This is a genomic window from Lysinibacillus sp. BF-4, from assembly GCF_000743635.1.
Classification (GTDB): Bacteria; Bacillota; Bacilli; order Bacillales_A; family Planococcaceae; genus Metalysinibacillus; species Metalysinibacillus saudimassiliensis.
Genome location: NZ_JPUW01000013.1, coordinates 21,569 through 38,802, shown reverse-complemented (window position 1 = coordinate 38,802; position 17,234 = coordinate 21,569). Strand labels below are relative to the sequence as shown.

Here is a 17,234-nt window from a genome sequence, read left to right as displayed (position 1 = left end):
CATTTAGTACACAACATCAGCTATGCTAATAGCAAAAGGAGGTTATAGTTATGGGCATTCATCACTTTTTCACCAGCCTAAATGATTTAGAACGCATCATTCGCTGCCCAGGACGCTTTAAGTTTGAGGAGCACAATGTCGCAGCACATTCTTGGAAGGTTTCGCAGTATGCTATGTTTTTTGGGACGCTAGAGGAGATGGAGGGCGCACATATTGATTGGAAGTCTTTATACGAAAAGACCATTAATCATGATTTTGCTGAAGTATTCATTGGCGATATTAAAACCCCCGTAAAACACGCAAGCCTGAACTTAAACAAATGCTTGCACATGTAGAAGATAAAATGATGGAGAAGTTTATTATTGAAGAAATCCCTGAGCGCTTTCAACAAATTTTCTTTGAGCGTATGAAGGAAGGTAAAGATACAACGATTGAGGGACGCCTGCTAGAATTTGCAGACAAGCTCGATCAATTTTACGAAGCATTTGCGGAGTTAAAGCGTGGTAATAGTGACCCTGAGTTTGTCAGTATGTATGAAGTTGCTTTAAAAAAATTATTACTCATTCCCTTACCTGCAAGCATCGCCTATTTCCGTGAAACGATTTTACAAGACGCCATTGCAGAGGATACACAAATTAATATCCAACAGCTCACAAAAGATATTTTAGCAAGCACGTAAGTTTTCGACCTTATTAGTAAGGCGAAAGCTTTTTTTATACCCAAAATAAGTATACACTTTTAAAAAAGGAGGGATAATCTTGAAAATCATTACACAAAAGCACTTTGATGACATGATGGAGGAGCTCACCTACCTCGAACAACAACATGTTATTTCCGCTGAGCAAATCCAAGCAGCCAAACAGCACTATCAAGTTAAACCGCCATTATCAATTCTTTCTATTATATTAACGGTTGGTGCTATTTTAATTGGCATTGGTGTGTTGATTGCAGTATCTACTAATTGGATGTACTTAGCTGCAATTACCAAATTTACAATCCTTATAGGTGCTACTGTAACAAGTTATGTGCTCGCTTTTAGTTTGCAAACAAAATTTGAGCGCACCTCTCGTGCTTTATACTATGTGGCAGTCTTTATTGCAGGTGCAAGCCTGTATTTTATTGAAGGCTTGTACACAAATATGGTCAACTTTACGACTACTGCATTACTATGGGCACTTATTATTGCTCCGCTAGCTTATTTTTTACGTGATGTCTTTTTATCACTACTATTTGCTGTAGCTGTGTTTATTGCTACTGTTAATTATTATGATGCTAGCTTATTTTACATTAGTAGCCTATTGCCATTTATTGCAGCACTATTATGGTTTAATATGCGTAAATTGCACAATAATACATTACTGCTGGTAGCAGTTGTCGTGCTCACTATTATGTGGTTAACAACTTTTGGTGATTATTTTAATGCGCCTGCTTATAGCGTATTGCTTGTTGTATTTGGCTTTGGTTTAACTTTATTTTTCACTCGCTCAGCGCAGCATGCCACACTTACACGCTGGTTAGGTACTGTACTACTTAGCTTTACAGGTGCGATGCTAATGAGTGATTTTTCATGGCAAAGTCTTCATCAAACAACTGCCACAACACTTAGCATTATTTTTACTATAGGTTTTGCGGTGCTCGCTTTTAGCTTATTACGTACTGCTCACTTACAAGCTATTGTACTTATTGCCGTATTAATTATTACGGTGTATACCAACTATACCTTTGACCTTATCCCTAAGTCTGTATTCTTTGTAGTAGCAGGGTTATTATTAATTGGCTTTGGTTATTGGTTTGAGCGTACACGTCGGGAGGTTGAGTTCATTGACTAAATTAACAAAAAAACAATTTAGTATTGTGCTGTTACTTCCTATTATATTTGCTATCGTTTTATCCCTACCACTTTGGCAATTACTATCATCAAGAACAACGTACACTATCGAAGCCACAAGCTACGATAATATTAAGGAAGATACGTATATCAATATCCCACTACATGTAAAGCGTGTTCAGCTTGAACCTAGCTTGCGTAAATTAACTACGCAACAAAATAGTGTGCGTAAAAAGGTATATGCTGTTTTTGCTGTTTCGCATAATAAAAAGCTAACTTTACGTCATGTACAAGTAACAAAGCCAAAGGATGAGGTATACTTACCAGCTACAATGTATTTGTACAGTATGAATGCTTATGAAAATCAAGATTTACCTATTACACTTGATGTAGGTCGCGCGATAAAATATGCAGATACGTATAATTACAGCACTACGACTGATTATAAATGGGATGCTACATTGCGTTATGCTAATGGACATGCCGTCATTACCGAATTACGAAAGCCAGCGCATTGACGCTGGCTTTTTGCTACAAAAAAACCCCAGCGAAGGGGCTTCGCTGGGGTTAGCTGAGGATTTTTGTTTTTGTTATTACATTGCTTGACGAATAATTTCCATTACTTCTTGTAAACGTGGTTTACGTGGGTTAGTTGCTGCTGTTACGTCCTTCATAGCATTTTCAGCTAATGTTTGGATGTCTTCATGCTTAGCACCTAACTCTTCAAAACCTGAAGGAATGTTTAAATCTTTAGCTAAACGCTCGATAGCTGCGATACCTTTTTCAGCTGCTTCACGTTTGCTTAGACCATCTACTGATTCACCTAGGTAAGCTGCGATTTTCGCAAAACGATCTTCGCGACCTACTAAGTTGTAGTGGCATACATGTGGTAATAAAATCGCATTACACACACCGTGTGGTAAGTTGTAGAAACCACCCATTTGGTGAGCGATAGCATGTACATAGCCAAGTGATGCATTGTTAAATGCCATACCTGCTAAGAATTGAGCGTAAACCATTTGTTCACGGGCTTCCATGTCATGACCATTAGCGAATGCGCGTGGTAAGAACTCAGGAATTAACTCAAATACTTTTTCTGCACAAGCATCAGTCATTGGTGTTGCCGCTGTAGAAACATAAGCTTCAATTGCGTGTGTTAATGCATCTAGACCTGTTGCTGCTGTTAATGCTGGTGGAAGACCAACCATTAATGCAGGGTCGTTGATTGATACTAGTGGTGTAACGTGCTTGTCGATAATTGCCATTTTAACGTGGCGTTTTACATCCGTAATGATAGTGAACTTTGTCATTTCACTTGCAGTACCCGCAGTGGTATTAATAGCGATTAATGGTACTAAAGGATTTTTTGATTTGTCTACACCTTCGTAATCGTGGATTTTACCACCATTAGAAACAACTAAACCAATACCTTTAGCCGCGTCATGTGAAGAACCGCCACCAAGAGATACTAATGAGTCACAGTTAGCTGCTTTATAAGCGTCTACACCGTCAGCTACGTTTTGATCTGTTGGGTTTGGTTCAGCTTTTGGATAGATTTCTACCTCTACGCCTGCCGCTTTAATAATTGTTGCGATTGTATCCGCAATTCCCAGTTTAAATAAACCTTCGTCAGTTACAAGTAATGTTTTTTTAGCACCAACGTCTTTAAGACGCGTACCTGCCTCGTTAATTGTACCTTGACCGAATAGGTTGATGGCTGGCATTGAAAATGAACTCTGTTGTGTCATGAAAGTTACCTCCAAGTTGTGTTTAATTTGCAAGTCGGATTCCGGAGTCGTTCTTACAAATTACTAGTTATACCTACAAAGCGTTGCAACTACTTTACACCTAAGAATATACTCCCTACGGTTTACAAACTCAACTAAAATAGCTTATCTTCACACTATATTCACATGATTTAAGGGGATAGAAAACGTTTTCATGTCGTTTTTTCATTCATTAGTAATTATTATAACTACTTTAGTCCCTTTTTCGGTTAAATTATACTAGTAAAATTGTTTCCACGGTTGTTCGCTCGGTGGCTGGCAATCAAAACTCAACCATTCCTTTGTAGTAGGATGCGGGAATGCTAACTTAGTTGACCATAATGCAATTTGTTCGCCCACACGATTAACATGCTGTCCGTATTTTTGGTCGCCATATAACGGACAACCAATTGCCGCAAACTGCACACGAATTTGATGCGAGCGCCCTGTTTGTAATTGCACGCGCACTAATGAACTATTACCATTAACGGCCTCTGTTTTATAATCTAAAATTGCTTTTTTGCCACGCTTATCTTTAGCAGGTACAACATGTACTTTATTTTTAGCCCCATCTTTCCATAAATGGTTAACGAGCTGTGCTTCTTGCTTATTTGGCACACCACGCAAAATCGCTACATACTCCCGCTCCATTTCTTGCTTACGCAAAGTTTCGGCAAGACGTGAGGCAGCTTTTGATGTTTTAGCAAACACCATAGCCCCACCAACTGGCCTGTCTAAACGGTGCACTAACCCTAAATAAACATTACCTGGTTTGTTGTAACGTATTTTAATATCTTCTTTTAATAATGTAAGTAAATCTTTATCGCCACTACTATCTTCTTGTACCGGGATGTTAATCGGTTTTTCTACTACGAGTAAATGGTTATCTTCATATAAAATGTTCACACAATTGCCTGCTCTCTTTTAATTTTTTCGAGTAATGCGATGCTTGCTCGACGCACAAGGTCATACGTTTGCTCAAAGTCACCTGTGTAGTACGAATCTGGCACTTCTGTTAACTCGTCATCAATTACGTCTAGCATACGTAGCACTGTTGCTTTAGTATCGCCAAAGACACGTAACATGTTGTTCATATTGCTGTCGTCCATTGCCACAATATAATCGTAGTGCTTACCATCTCTCAGTGTAATTTGACGTGCATGCATACCTTCTGTCGAAATACCATGCTCCTCCATTTTTGCTAACGTACCTTTATGTGGGCGCTCTCCTACATGCCAATCACCCGTGCCTGCAGAATCAATTTCGATTTTAGAGGCCAGGCCTGCTTCCTTAACTTGGTGACGAAATACGGCTTCAGCCATAGGTGAGCGACAAATGTTTCCTAAACAAACGAACAATACTTTTGTCATTTTATTTCCTCCTTTTCACTCTTATCATACTAGCATTTTGCGGGGGCTGAAACACGTTTAACTCTTAGCGCATGTGGTATAATCCGTGTATGAAATTTAATAAGGTGGGGTTCATGTTGAAAAAATCACTGACGATTGGTATGACAAAAGCTATTCAAAAAGCAAGTAAGTTAGCGGGTAAGGGTGGCAGTACAACGCCTGGTGTATTTGCACGTAAATTAAACCCTGCAATCTTAAAGCAATTACGAAATAATGTAGGTCACGTTATTTTCATTACAGGTACTAACGGTAAAACTACAACATCTAATTTGCTAGCAACGATTTTACAAGCCAATGGTAAGCGCGTTATTAACAATAAAGAGGGCGCTAACCTCATTACAGGTATTACTACAGCCTTCGTTGCACCTCAAAATTTGCGCGGTACGAAAAAATTTGATTACGCAGTTATCGAAATTGACGAAGGATCAATTGCACGCGTATTAAAAGAAATTCGTCCTGACTATTTTGTTTTTACCAACCTATTTAAAGATCAGGTTGACCGCTTCGGTACAGAGCATGATTTAGCTAACACATTAAAAGAAGTACTTGCGCCACATGATCTACGCCTCGTATTAAACGGCAATGACCCGTACGTTTCGCATATCGCAAGTGAACAGCAAGCCATTTATTACGGCTTTGCAAAAGATGCATTTAATTTTGATGCCATTAAAAATGAAGAGCATGTAACTTGCCCACGCTGTGGCGGCGAGCTTCGTTATGACTTCCAACTTTACGCAAACCTTGGTAACTTTTATTGTGCGAGCTGTGACTATGCTACAACGCCACCAAAATATACAGTGACAGATGTTGGCTCTAGTCAAGTTACGATTAATAATATGGATTACCACTGCGCACTTGAAGGGGGCTACAATGCCTTTAATATTGCTGCGGCTGTAGCGGCAGCGCGTGAACTTGGCTTCTCTGAGGAGCAAGTAAAAAAAGGGTTACGTGCCGTTGCGCTTGAAAACGGACGCATGGAACGCTTTACACTTAACAACACAGAAATCTTATTAAACTTAGCGAAAAATACTGCAGGTTTAGATGTAAGTCTATCTGCGATTGATACATTAACTGGTACAAAAAATGTTTATATTGGTGTTAATAACACGGAGTACGATGGCACAGATAGTAGCTGGGTTAACGATGCTAACTACGATTTAATTAAACGTGCAGATGTTAACGAAATTTACTGTGGCGGTAGTTGTGCAAATGACGTTAAGCAGGCATTGCTAGCACAGGGCTTTGAGGAGCATCGCTTACACATTGTGACTGACTCACCACTCGCAGAGCAAATTGTACGCGGTGCAGATGGCGTGCTTGTCATTCCTAACTACACAATGCTTGAGCCTGTACGTAAACAACTTGTGAAATAAAGGGATTTTTACATTTTGCGGCGAAATAAGTAGCGATAATACTTTGTAGGAGGAGATTTTATGTTATCAGATAAACTGCATAAAGCATTAAATGACCAAATGAACTTCGAATTTTACTCAGCACATACGTATTTAGCTATGGCTGCTTACTGTACTGCTGAAAACTACGATGGCTTTGCTAACTTTTATTTAGTACAAGCAGAGGAAGAACGTTTTCATGCTATGAAGTTTTATAACTTTATTAACGATATGGGCTACCGCGCTACTATTAGCGGCTTTGGTCACCCTAGTAATGAGTTTAACTCTGTATTAGATACATTTAAAACAGGGCTTTCACATGAAAAAGAAGTAACACGTCGTATTTACCATCTTGCGGATATCGCGCTTGAAGAGCGTGAACACGCTACAATGGGCTTCCTAAAATGGTTCATTGACGAACAAGTAGAAGAAGAAGCTTCGTTCGATAATTTAATCCAACGCTTAGAGCGCATTCAAGGTGACTCTAATGCTGTGTTTATGCTTGATAACGAGCTTGCTTCACGCAAGTTCGATCCAGCAGCACAATAAAAAAACGCTCGGTGAAAATTTTCACCGAGCATTTTTTTATAATTTTTTAACAAACTCTGATTTTAACTGCATTGCGCCAAAGCCATCAATTTTACAATCAATATTATGGTCGCCATCCACTAAACGAATGCTTTTCACTTTAGTGCCTTGCTTTAGAGGTGCTGAGCTTCCCTTTACTTTTAAATCTTTAATTACAGTGACAGCATCGCCATCTTGAAGCACGTTACCGTTAGCATCACGTACAACTGCTACTTCTTCCTCTTCTTCACTTGCATTTTGTAGCCACTCATTTGCGCACTCTGGGCATACAAATAAATCACCATCTTCGTATGTATACGACGAATTACATTTTGGACAATTTGGATACATAATATACCGCTCCTTTAACTGTTTATTCGCCTATATCATGCATAGTTTGTGCACTTTGACAAACAGCCGTTTATTTTGCAACCTAAAAGGGGTAGAGCTTTACTGAAAGGGTGTGACAAAATGTCAAAGAAAAAACTATTATTTAACGTTTTAGCTCCTGTCATTGGCGGTAGTGTAGTAGGTTATTTAGCTAATAAAAATGCGCGCCTACAATATGATAAATTAGAAACACCATCATTTGCGCCGCCAGGTAAAGTTTTTCCTATTGTATGGCCTACGCTCTATACAATGATGGGCTATGCACATTACCGAGTGGCTCAAAAACCAGCAACTAAAGAAGCCAGTGAATGGTATGTTGCACAACTAACATTAAATTATATTTGGTCATTTTTATTTTTCAAATTTAATTTACGTGGTACAGCACTGATTGAGATGGTTTTCTTCCTTGCTACGATTATTATGACTACCTACGAATTTTATCAACACGATACAATCGCTGGTGCGCTTATGGTTCCTTATATCGCTTGGGTAAGCTTTGCGCTAGCACTTAACTTCGAAACATGGCGTCTCAACCGCTAATCATTTCACTTGCACACAGCGAAAAGTTAGCGTAATATATCATTTAAAGCTACATTGTTCGTAACATATTAAGTTTTAACCTTTAAGCTGTAACAGGGAGTTTTATATAGAAGTTGGAATGACGGGCCTCACCCCCTAGTGGTGAATGAGGATAGGCAGGAAAACTTTTGCGAACACCCACTTTGAGGAGTGGTGGTTTAAAACTTTCTATACTACTTACGGCAATCGTGGCTTTTTTTATTTACAGACATTAAACCTACAGCCTCTACGTTGTAGGTTTTTTAACACAAAAATATTATCTTGAATTCGAGATATTTTATAAAGAGGTGCAAATTATGCAAACAACTGGTCATCACCACATTTCAATGCTTACAAAAAACGCGCAACAGAATAATCAATTTTACACAAAAGTACTCGGCTTACGTCGGGTTAAAGTTACGGTCAATCAAGACGACCCTTCTATGTACCATTTATTTTACGGCGATACTACAGGTAGCCCTGGTACAGAGCTCACCTTTTTCGAAATGCCGATTGCTGGGCGCACAACTGCAGGTACAAATGCAATTAACCGTATTGCACTCTTTGTACCCTCTTACGAAAGCCTAGTATATTGGCAAGGACGTTTACAAACTGACACACAAATTACAACTTACGCTAATCGCGATGCCCTACATTTTACAGACCCTGATGGCTTAGCGTTAGTGCTCGTTAATCACAATAGTAATGAGGCTCCGTCCACACCTTGGGCCGGGAGTGATGTGGATGCTGACCACCGCATTTTAGGTATGGCTACTATCGAAATTACAGTGCGCGACTTTACAAAAAGCCTTCAATTTTTAACTAAACTACTCGGCTATAGTGTAATAAACATGAAGCCTAATGAGGCACTGCTACGCACAAGTAATGACCGCTATAGTGAGATTAAACTAGTACAACAAGATGGGCCTACTCAGCGCCCTGGGCGAGGCAGTGTACACCATTTAGCACTCCGCGTAACTGATACAAACACATTACTAGCTTGGCAGGAGCGCTTAACTGAAGCAGGCTTTGTGACATCTGGCGTCATTGACCGCTATTACTTTCATAGCCTGTACGTTAACGACCCTAATGGCATTACCTATGAATTAGCTACAGATGGACCTGGTTTTTTGCGCGACCAAAGTGTTGAGCAATTAGGAGAACAACTCGACTTACCACCTAAGTTAGAAGCTAAGCGTGCAATTATTGAAGCTAAACTACAACCTTTTGAGGAGTGGATGTAATGGAATTTGGTATTTATTCAATTGGCGATCATATTCGCAACCCACATACAGATCAACGTATTTCGCAACAACAACGTATTCAAGAGTTAATTAAAGCAAGTGAATTAGCAGATGAGGCGGGCTTTGATGTCTTTGCGGTTGGCGAAAGTCATCAATCACACTTTACTACACAAGCGCACACTGTAATTTTAGGTGCAATTGCACAAGCTACAAAAAACATTAAAATTGCTAGCTCAGCAACTGTAATTAGTGTGGCTGATCCTGTACGTGTATACGAGGATTTTGCGACCATTGATTTAATTTCTAATGGACGTGCCGAAATTATTGCAGGTAAAGGCTCTCGTTTAGGGGCTTACCATTTACTTGGTTATGATGTAAATGATTACGATGCATTATTTGAAGAAAAGTTTGATTTATTATTACAGCTTAACCGTGAGCAACGCGTTACTTGGCAAGGGCACTTCCGTCCTGAGCTACGTGATGCGGTAATTCATCCGCAGCCACTACATGGTCAATTACCGATTTGGCGTGCGGTAGGTGGTCACCCTGCTAGTGCCATTTTAGCAGGACGTGCAGGCGTGCCTATGACCATTACAACTTTAGGAGGCCCAGCCGATTACTTTACAGAGGCAATTGATGCTTATCGTGCTGAGGCAACGATTGCAGGCTTTGATGCTAAAACATTGCCTATTGCTACAACGAGCTTATTTTATACAGCACCTAACTCGCAAGACGCTGTCAACGAATATCACCCACACCTTAGCGATGGTATGTTAGCGTTACGCGGTAGCGAGTACCCGCGTGCTCAAATCGAAGCTGCTACCGATGTTCAAGATGCACTTATGGTAGGTAGCCCTGCTCAAATCATCGAAAAAATTCATTATCAATTTGAGCTTTATGGACAGCAACGTTTCTTAGCTCAACTTGATTTTGGCGGTGTGCCATTTGATAAAATCCAACGTAATATCGAATTAATTGCGACTGATATTTTACCTACTGTGCGTAAGTTAACTAAAAAATAATAAGCAGACGATGAAGTGCTAGTAACAAGCTACTTCATCGTTTTTTGCATTTGCAGTTATTTTTGTTCATTCGTAGGTAGTCGTCACAATTAAAGAGGCGTATGATAGGTTACCTAGGAGGAATAACATGAACGAAACATCAAAGAAAATACAATGGACAGGGGCAACGATTATTTTAGTGCTAGGTATTGCACTCATCGCTTCTACCCTACGTACACCACTGACTGTAGTGGGTCCTATTATAGCTTTCATTAAAGATGGCTTACAAATCTCTAACGTATTGGCAGGGTTTTTAACAACAATTCCGTTACTTGCCTTTGCGGTAGTATCACCTTTTGCACCAAAGCTATCTAAACGCTTTGGTATTGAACTAACACTATTTTTATCTATGCTATTGCTAGCGCTTGGTATTATCATGCGCTCTCTTGGCACAACTAGTTTACTAGTAATCGGGACAATTTTAATTGGTGTTGCGATTTCTTTTGGTAACGTATTAATGCCAAGCTTTTTAAAATTAAAGTTCCCTATGCAAGTGGGGATGATGATGGGGATTTACTCTGTTGCTATGAACGTATCAGGCGGACTCGGCGCAGGGATTAGTCACCCTATTGCAGCTGGTACTAGTTTAGGTTGGCAAGCTGCTCTTGGCTTTTCAGTAGGATTGGCTATTTTAGCAGCTCTTGTTTGGTCACCTCAACTTAAACATAACAAGCCTGCACCTAAATCAACACAAACTACATTAAAGCCTACAATCCCTTTATGGAAGTCACCTATTGCTTGGGCAGTAGCGGCTACAATGGGATTGCAGTCGATGATTTTTTACACTTCGTCTGCTTGGCTACCTGAAATTTTCATTTCGCAAGGGCTAACTGCTAATAAGGCAGGGTGGATGGTATCTATTATGCAGCTCGCTCAGCTACCTTTAACTTTTGCCATCCCAATTATTGCGGATAAATTAACTTCGCAAAAGCCATTAGCTATTTTAGCAAGCGTATTGTTTACCATCGGCTTTTTAGGTATCGCTCTTGAATTTACTTCGCTGACCGTTTTATGGATGATTTTCTTAGGATGTGCGGGGGGTACAGCATTTGGCTTAACTATGATGCTATTTACATTACGTACTAAAACAGCCTTCGCTGCGGCAGACCTTTCTGGTTTTGCGCAATCTACTGGCTATTTATTAGCCGCAATTGGACCTGTTGCTTTTGGTTACTTGCATGATGTAACAGGTGGCTGGACAATTCCTGTATGGACATTTTTACTTGCCACGCTGGCTTTATTTATCACTTCATACATTGCGTCAAAAGATGTGTTTATTGACGAGCAAGTATAACAAAAAGGAGCTACACCTCATTGGTGCAGCTCCTTTTTTACGTCCCTTTTAAATATTCACTTGGGTTACAGCCAAAATATTTGCGAAAGGCGATGGTAAAATTACTCATGTTACTGTAACCAAGCGTAATAGCCGTATCTGTTACACTTAGCCCTTCAACTTCCAATAACCATGCTGCTTTCTCCATGCGTTGTTGGCGCACAAAAGTAATAATAGGGACATCAAATAATTGCTTAAAGCCTTGCCTTACTTTATTTTCGGGTAGACCAACGCGTGCTGCTAACGTTTTTACCGTATGGGGCTGGTCGAGCTCAGCTAAAATAATCGCCTTAATTTGCTGTAATTTTTGTGCGTCGGGCATATTAGGCAAGCTCTGGCGCTTAGCTTTCGCAAAAGTTGCTACGAGTAGCTCCATTACCTTAGCTTCAATATACAGCGCCTTAAATGAACCTTCATAGGAGCAGTGCAAAATTTCGTACACACGTTGCTTAACAAAAGGCGTAAGGTGATGCTGTGTAATTTGGCCAAGCTGATGTTGCAAGAAGTGGGCAATTTGCTCACGGTCTGTTGCCTCAGCAAAATAACTTAACAGGCGCTCTGGTGTCATCCGAATTTCGACCTTTTGCACACGTTGCTTTGCCGTTGTTTTTAAGGTCACATTAGATTGATGAAAATAGGACAGTGCTTGTGTTGGCCCCTGCATGCGAAAAGGTTCATTATTGACGCTACAAATTAAGTCACCTGCTAGCACATAGTTAAACTCTACCATTTTACTATCCTCATGAAATTGGTCTAACTGGTCTTGTAGCAATTGAATGTCTGTTACTACTACGGTTAATGACTCACGTATGGTCACGGTAGCTACTGTGCCCTCACCAATTTGCGCGGGTAAACTAATTGTCGCTGTTGCAGGATTATTTTCATGCGCTGTGATGGAGGCAAACTGTGCGAGCCGTTCATTATATTGCATTGCTTTCACCTCTGTTTTAAAAAAACAGCACCCAGAAAGAGTGCTGTAGTTGTTGCTTATTTCTTTTGTTTAAATTGCTCTACTGTGTATAACAAGTTAAAGAATAATTTAGCTGCTTGATTACGTGTTACATTTTTTGCAGGGTTGTAGTTACCTGCATCGCCATTAGCAATCGCATTGTCCTCAAGGAAGCCAATAGCTTTGCGTGTTTCGTCGTTTAGTTTAGTTGTATCTTTAAACGTCGCTGTTGGTGATGTATACGTTGCATTTACTGTTTTATAGGCACGTTCAAACATTAACGCCATTTGTGCGCGGGTAATTTTTTTATTTGGATTAAACTTACCGTCCATCCCTTTAACAATACCTGCTTCGTATGCTGCTGCAATAGCTTGTTTAGTTGTTGCATCTACACCTGCAATATCTTTAAATGGTGCATCGCCCTTTGCCTCTAATTTTAACGCGCGCGTTAGCATCTCTGCTACTTGTGCACGTGTTAAGCCGTTATTACCATTAAATTTCGGTAATGGTTTTAGGATGCCTTGTGTTTGTAAGTTTGCAATGAATGGGTACGCCCAGTGATTAACATCTACATCTTTATACGTAGTTGTTGTCACAATACGTCCTTCGATTTGTTGCGTCACATCGCCAATCTCACCTAAACGTGTTGCGAAGTTTTCCCAGTCACTAAAGCCTGGCTCACTTGCACGTCCTTCTTCATATGCTTTACCTAGCGCTTCAAAACCATCGCCACCGCGTGCTGTAAATACGTTTGTTGCTGCTTTATAGCTCGCTGTACGGTCAATATCTTGATCGCCCACTTTTAACGATACAATACGCTTGCCTGGCTCTTTGCTTGGATCAAAGATTACTTTCATACCTGCAACATGAAGGAAGCCGCCTGACTCTTTAGGGTACTCCTTAACAGAGTGCTCAAATGTATCGTAAAGCTCTTGACCTGTTAGCTCAATAATAGCTAATGGATTACCAAACGGTAGCACATTTAATACTTCACCAAATGTAACGTCACCTTTATTAATAGATGTACGAATACCACCGCCATTTTGGAAAGCAATCGTTACATCTTTATCAATTGCCTTTGCTTTATCTAGCATGCCATCTGTAATAATGTTACCAAGGTTTGTTTCACCCGCGCGTACGCCACCTAAGCCACGTAAACCGCTTAAAAATACTTTAGCATCCGCCCCTGTAGAAGCGTTCATTGTAGCATTTACTTTCTCTGCATACTTCGCTAAAATTTTGTCTGCTTCGGCATCAGATGGTAGTAAATAATTACCATCCTCATCCTTAGCACCAACTAAATTTAATTGACCTTTATAGTCTTCAACAACACCATTGTCACTAAACGTAATGTTTAATTGACCTACGTATTTATTGTACTGGTTAGCTTGCACAATAATTACAGGTTCGTTTGATTGCTCGTTTATTACTTTAACAGGCTCTTTTAACTCTGTGTGTGTATGACCACCAACAATTACGTCAATACCTGCTACTTGTTTCGCAAGTTCTTGGTCATTATCCCATTGTAGACTGTCATCAAAACCAATATGCGTTAGTGCAATAATTTTATCCACACCTTGTGCCTCTAAGTCTGCAACTGATTTTTTAGCGCTTTCGATATAGCCTTTAAATGCTACTTTTTCTGGGCTAGCAATCGCTGTTGTTTCTTCTGTAGTTAAACCAAAAATGCCAACTTTTTCGCCGTTAACTTCTTTAATCATACCGTTATAAATTTGACCTGGCTTAGCATCTGCTGTTACAGCATCATGTTGTAAGCCATTAAATAATGGATCCTTCGAAAAATCCACGTTTGCTGATACAAATGGGAACTTAGCTTCTTTGACAAATGTCGCAAGTGCTGCGTGCCCTTCTGGTGAAAGTCCAAGGTCAAACTCATGGTTACCAAATGTCATCGCATCATATTTTAAGTAGTTCATGATTTCTAAATCTGCTTTACCTTTCCATTCGTTAAAGTAAAGTGTGCCAGAAAAAACATCGCCCGCATCAAGTAAAAGGTTGTTGGGGTGAGCTGCACGCAATTGCTTTACTAACGCTGCGCGCTGTCCTGCTGTTTCAACATGAGCATGTGTATCATTCGTGTGGAAGATTGTCATATCCAGTGCCGCTGCTTGAACTGTGTCTGTTGATAAAACGTACGGCGCAACGATTGCTGAGCTTGCAATTGTAGCTGCTAAAAGTTTTTTATTCATCATTTGAACCTACCTTTTATTATTTTTTTGTGATTCTCTTCAAGACTAGCACTATCACCTTTTTAGTACAATGCTCGTTCGTTAATTTTTCGTAAAAAAAATAAGGAAACACGCTTTCGCGCATTTCCTTATACTTTATAATTTTACACGTTGTAGACGAAGTGCGTTTAAGACAACAGAGACAGAACTAAAGGCCATTGCCGCACCTGCTACCCATGGTGCTAGGAAGCCTGACGCTGCAATTGGAATACCAATGCTATTATAAGCAAGTGCCCAAAATAAATTTTGCTTAATATTTGCCATTGTTTTTTTACTCATCACAATAGCATCCGCAATCCCGTTTAAATCTCCGCGCATTAGCGTAATATCCGCTGCCTCCATAGCCACATCAGCGCCTGTACCAATAGCCATACCAATATTGGCTGTGGCTAGTGCTGGTGCATCATTAATACCATCGCCCACCATTGCTACTTTTTTGTTAAGCGCTTGGAGTTTACGTACTTCATCCGCCTTACCTTCTGGTAAAACCTCCGCAATAACATGTGTAATGCCAACCTGTTCGGCAATTGCTTTAGCCGTATGTTCGTTATCACCTGTCATCATCACAACATCTAGCCCCATTGCGTGCAGACGCTTAATTGTTGCTTTAGATGTATCCCTAACTGTATCTGCTACGGCAATAAGTCCAGCGTACACGCCATCAATCGCTACAATCATTGTTGTCTTGCCTTGTTGTTCAAAGGCCTGCATGGCTGTTGTATCCTGTACCTCAATCGCATGATTGTCCATAAGGCGACGTGTACCTACGAGTACCTCTTTATTATCCACTACAGCGCGTACACCATAACCAACAAGTGCTTCGAACTGTGTTGGTTCATTATAACGCACACCTTTTGCTTCGATGCCCTCAATAATAGCTTGCGCTAGCGGGTGCTCAGATAATTGCTCGGCAGCACCAACATAGCTTAGTAGTGTTACTTCATCACCAAGCGCAACCACATCTGTTAACACTGGTTTACCGTTTGTTACGGTCCCCGTTTTATCTAAAACGACAGTATCAATTGCTTGAGTTGCCTCTAAATGCTCGCCACCTTTAAATAAAATCCCAAACTCTGCGGCACGACCAGAGCCTGCCATGATAGATGTTGGTGTAGCTAAACCAAGCGCACATGGGCAAGCAATCACTAATACTGCAATAAATTTTTCAAGTGAATTTGCAAAATCGCCAGGTGTCACTGCAAAGTACCATACCATGAAGGTAATAACAGCTAGCCCTACAACAATTGGTACAAATATACCTGAGATAACATCTGCCATACGTTGAATCGGTGCTTTAGAGCCTTGCGCTTCTTCAACCACTTTAATAATTTGAGCGAGTGCTGTATTACGCCCAATACTTGTTGCTTTCACTTGTAGCGCACCGTTTTTATTAAGGGTTGCACCAATAACATGGTCACCTGCTTTTTTATCCACAGGTACACTTTCACCCGTTAGCATTGACTCATCTACAGCGGATGCACCACTTATAATTTCACCATCTATAGGGATTTTTTCGCCGGGCTTTACCTGTACAATATCACCAAGTACAACCTCACTAATGGCAATGCGCATTGCTTGCCCCTCGCGGATAACCGTTGCCTCTTTTGCTTGCAGTCCCATCAGCTTTTTGATGGCCTCTGACGAACGACCTTTAGCACGCGCCTCAAATAATTTACCCAAAATAATTAATGTAATTAATACTGCACTTGTTTCAAAATAAAGCGCCTCATGTTGCCCACTAAAAGCTAAATACACACTGTAAAAATAAGCCGCTGATGTACCAAGTGCAACAAGCACATCCATATTGGCACTTTTATTACGCAATGCTTTATATGCACCCTCATAAAACTGCCAACCAATAATAAATTGAATTGGTGTTGCGAGTGCCATTTGCACCCATGGGTTCATTAATACATCTGGCACCCAAATAAAACGTGTAAAGCTAAAATGCGCGACCATCGTCCACAATAGTGGAAGTGCTAATATCAGTGATAGTATAAATTTACGCGTTTGTTTTTTAATCTCTACTTGGCGATGATCGGTGTGCTGCTCTTGTTGTTTTGGCTTTAAGGTAAAGCCTAACTTTGTAATGACTTGCTCCATATCACTCATCGAAACTTCCGCAGGGTTATAAGCTACACTTACTGTTTCAAGCGCAAAATTTACAGGTGCACTTTGCACACCATCCATACGGTTTAAACGTTTTTCGATACGATTGGCACAAGCAGCACAGGTCATGCCAACAACATCGAACTCTGCATGCTCCGTTACTACGTCATAGCCTAAGGCTTGCACCTTTTTAATAATAGTAGCTTCATCCACTACACTTGCGTCATATTTTAATTGCCCTTGCTCTAGGGCTAAATTAATCGTCGCCTCATCCACACCTTCAAGTCGTGACAAACCTTTTTCAATACGGTTCGAACAAGCGGCACAAGTCATACCTGTAATTTTTAATGTTGCTTCTTTTTGTGTCATATCCCTCACTC

Annotated in this window: 15 protein-coding genes, 1 other RNA gene and 1 pseudogene; 10 read left to right on the top strand and 7 right to left on the bottom strand. The window is 40.3% G+C overall.

Annotated elements, in window-relative coordinates:
* The first annotated feature begins 50 nt into the window (after positions 1-50).
* From CH76_RS06415 to CH76_RS06405, 3 genes and pseudogenes are all read left to right on the top strand, one after another.
* A pseudogene (locus CH76_RS06415) lies at positions 51-679 on the top strand (YfbR-like 5'-deoxynucleotidase).
* A gap of 79 nt (positions 680-758) precedes the next feature.
* Positions 759-1,829, top strand: coding sequence for a DUF2157 domain-containing protein (locus CH76_RS06410; RefSeq protein WP_036144375.1), 1,071 nt, complete (start codon positions 759-761; stop codon positions 1,827-1,829).
* Positions 1,822-2,346, top strand: a complete 525-nt coding sequence (locus CH76_RS06405; protein WP_036144372.1) for a hypothetical protein — start codon at positions 1,822-1,824, stop codon at positions 2,344-2,346. The genes CH76_RS06410 and CH76_RS06405 overlap by 8 nt, the downstream gene beginning before the upstream one ends.
* A gap of 75 nt (positions 2,347-2,421) precedes the next feature.
* Here CH76_RS06405 and CH76_RS06400 read toward each other — a convergent pair whose 3' ends face one another.
* The 3 genes from CH76_RS06400 to CH76_RS06390 all read right to left on the bottom strand — a co-directional run bounded on the left by CH76_RS06400 (position 2,422) and on the right by CH76_RS06390 (position 4,964).
* Positions 2,422-3,576, bottom strand: a complete 1,155-nt coding sequence (locus tag CH76_RS06400; RefSeq protein WP_036144370.1) for an iron-containing alcohol dehydrogenase — start codon at positions 3,574-3,576, stop codon at positions 2,422-2,424.
* Between the two features lie 258 nt (positions 3,577-3,834).
* Complete coding sequence (locus CH76_RS06395) at positions 3,835-4,500, bottom strand: RluA family pseudouridine synthase (protein ID WP_036144368.1); 666 nt, start codon at positions 4,498-4,500, stop codon at positions 3,835-3,837.
* Positions 4,497-4,964: a low molecular weight protein-tyrosine-phosphatase gene (locus tag CH76_RS06390; protein ID WP_036144365.1), complete on the bottom strand. Its 468-nt coding sequence runs from the start codon at positions 4,962-4,964 to the stop codon at positions 4,497-4,499. The genes CH76_RS06395 and CH76_RS06390 overlap by 4 nt, the downstream gene beginning before the upstream one ends.
* 113 nt (positions 4,965-5,077) lie before the next feature.
* Here CH76_RS06390 and CH76_RS06385 point away from each other — a divergent pair, with 113 nt between their 5' ends.
* Both CH76_RS06385 and CH76_RS06380 read left to right on the top strand, forming a co-directional pair.
* Positions 5,078-6,376 carry a MurT ligase domain-containing protein gene (locus tag CH76_RS06385; protein WP_161769868.1) on the top strand — a complete coding sequence of 433 codons (1,299 nt, stop codon included), beginning with the start codon at positions 5,078-5,080 and terminating at the stop codon, positions 6,374-6,376.
* A gap of 60 nt (positions 6,377-6,436) precedes the next feature.
* On the top strand, positions 6,437-6,943 hold the full coding sequence (locus CH76_RS06380; protein WP_036144360.1) for a ferritin: 507 nt from the start codon (positions 6,437-6,439) through the stop codon (positions 6,941-6,943).
* A gap of 36 nt (positions 6,944-6,979) precedes the next feature.
* On the opposite strand, the gene CH76_RS06375 is transcribed toward CH76_RS06380, so the two are convergent.
* Complete coding sequence (locus tag CH76_RS06375) at positions 6,980-7,312, bottom strand: zinc ribbon domain-containing protein YjdM (RefSeq protein WP_036144358.1); 333 nt, start codon at positions 7,310-7,312, stop codon at positions 6,980-6,982.
* Positions 7,313-7,432: 120 nt separating this feature from the next.
* On the opposite strand from CH76_RS06375, the gene CH76_RS06370 reads away from it, so the two are divergent.
* The 5 genes from CH76_RS06370 to CH76_RS06355 all read left to right on the top strand — a co-directional run bounded on the left by CH76_RS06370 (position 7,433) and on the right by CH76_RS06355 (position 11,508).
* The gene (locus CH76_RS06370) at positions 7,433-7,891 is read left to right on the top strand and encodes a TspO/MBR family protein (protein ID WP_036144356.1); all 459 of its coding nucleotides are present in this window, start codon (positions 7,433-7,435) and stop codon (positions 7,889-7,891) included.
* A 43-nt stretch (positions 7,892-7,934) separates the two neighbouring features.
* A non-coding RNA gene (gene ssrS / locus CH76_RS13705) (6S RNA) lies at positions 7,935-8,129 on the top strand.
* Positions 8,130-8,226: 97 nt separating this feature from the next.
* Positions 8,227-9,153, top strand: coding sequence for a VOC family protein (locus CH76_RS06365; RefSeq protein ID WP_200877337.1), 927 nt, complete (start codon positions 8,227-8,229; stop codon positions 9,151-9,153).
* Entirely contained in the window at positions 9,153-10,175 is a 1,023-nt protein-coding gene (locus CH76_RS06360; protein WP_036144354.1) for an LLM class flavin-dependent oxidoreductase, read from the top strand. The genes CH76_RS06365 and CH76_RS06360 overlap by 1 nt, the downstream gene beginning before the upstream one ends.
* Positions 10,176-10,302: 127 nt before the next feature.
* Complete coding sequence (locus CH76_RS06355; RefSeq protein ID WP_036144352.1) at positions 10,303-11,508, top strand: MFS transporter; 1,206 nt, start codon at positions 10,303-10,305, stop codon at positions 11,506-11,508.
* Positions 11,509-11,545: 37 nt separating this feature from the next.
* Here the strand turns inward: CH76_RS06355 and CH76_RS06350 are convergent, their stop codons facing one another.
* From CH76_RS06350 to CH76_RS06340, 3 genes are all read right to left on the bottom strand, one after another.
* On the bottom strand, positions 11,546-12,478 hold the full coding sequence (locus tag CH76_RS06350) for an AraC family transcriptional regulator (RefSeq protein ID WP_036144349.1): 933 nt from the start codon (positions 12,476-12,478) through the stop codon (positions 11,546-11,548).
* A 56-nt stretch (positions 12,479-12,534) separates the two neighbouring features.
* On the bottom strand, positions 12,535-14,706 hold the full coding sequence (locus tag CH76_RS06345; protein WP_036144346.1) for a 5'-nucleotidase C-terminal domain-containing protein: 2,172 nt from the start codon (positions 14,704-14,706) through the stop codon (positions 12,535-12,537).
* A gap of 135 nt (positions 14,707-14,841) precedes the next feature.
* Entirely contained in the window at positions 14,842-17,223 is a 2,382-nt protein-coding gene (locus tag CH76_RS06340; protein WP_036144344.1) for a heavy metal translocating P-type ATPase, read from the bottom strand.
* Positions 17,224-17,234: the final 11 nt, after the last annotated feature.

Bases quoted from the DNA above. Each gene is read 5' to 3' on its own strand.
- CH76_RS06400 (WP_036144370.1), bottom strand. From the start codon at position 3,576: ATGACACAACAGAGTTCATTTTCAATGCCAGCCATCAACCTATTCGGT.
- CH76_RS06390 (WP_036144365.1), bottom strand. From the start codon at position 4,964: ATGACAAAAGTATTGTTCGTTTGTTTAGGAAACATTTGTCGCTCACCT.
- CH76_RS06385 (WP_161769868.1), top strand. From the start codon at position 5,078: ATGTTGAAAAAATCACTGACGATTGGTATGACAAAAGCTATTCAAAAA.
- CH76_RS06380 (WP_036144360.1), top strand. From the start codon at position 6,437: ATGTTATCAGATAAACTGCATAAAGCATTAAATGACCAAATGAACTTC.
- CH76_RS06375 (WP_036144358.1), bottom strand. From the start codon at position 7,312: ATGTATCCAAATTGTCCAAAATGTAATTCGTCGTATACATACGAAGAT.
- CH76_RS06370 (WP_036144356.1), top strand. From the start codon at position 7,433: ATGTCAAAGAAAAAACTATTATTTAACGTTTTAGCTCCTGTCATTGGC.
- CH76_RS06365 (WP_200877337.1), top strand. From the start codon at position 8,227: ATGCAAACAACTGGTCATCACCACATTTCAATGCTTACAAAAAACGCG.
- CH76_RS06360 (WP_036144354.1), top strand. From the start codon at position 9,153: ATGGAATTTGGTATTTATTCAATTGGCGATCATATTCGCAACCCACAT.
- CH76_RS06355 (WP_036144352.1), top strand. From the start codon at position 10,303: ATGAACGAAACATCAAAGAAAATACAATGGACAGGGGCAACGATTATT.
- CH76_RS06350 (WP_036144349.1), bottom strand. From the start codon at position 12,478: ATGCAATATAATGAACGGCTCGCACAGTTTGCCTCCATCACAGCGCAT.
- CH76_RS06345 (WP_036144346.1), bottom strand. From the start codon at position 14,706: ATGAATAAAAAACTTTTAGCAGCTACAATTGCAAGCTCAGCAATCGTT.
- CH76_RS06340 (WP_036144344.1), bottom strand. From the start codon at position 17,223: ATGACACAAAAAGAAGCAACATTAAAAATTACAGGTATGACTTGTGCC.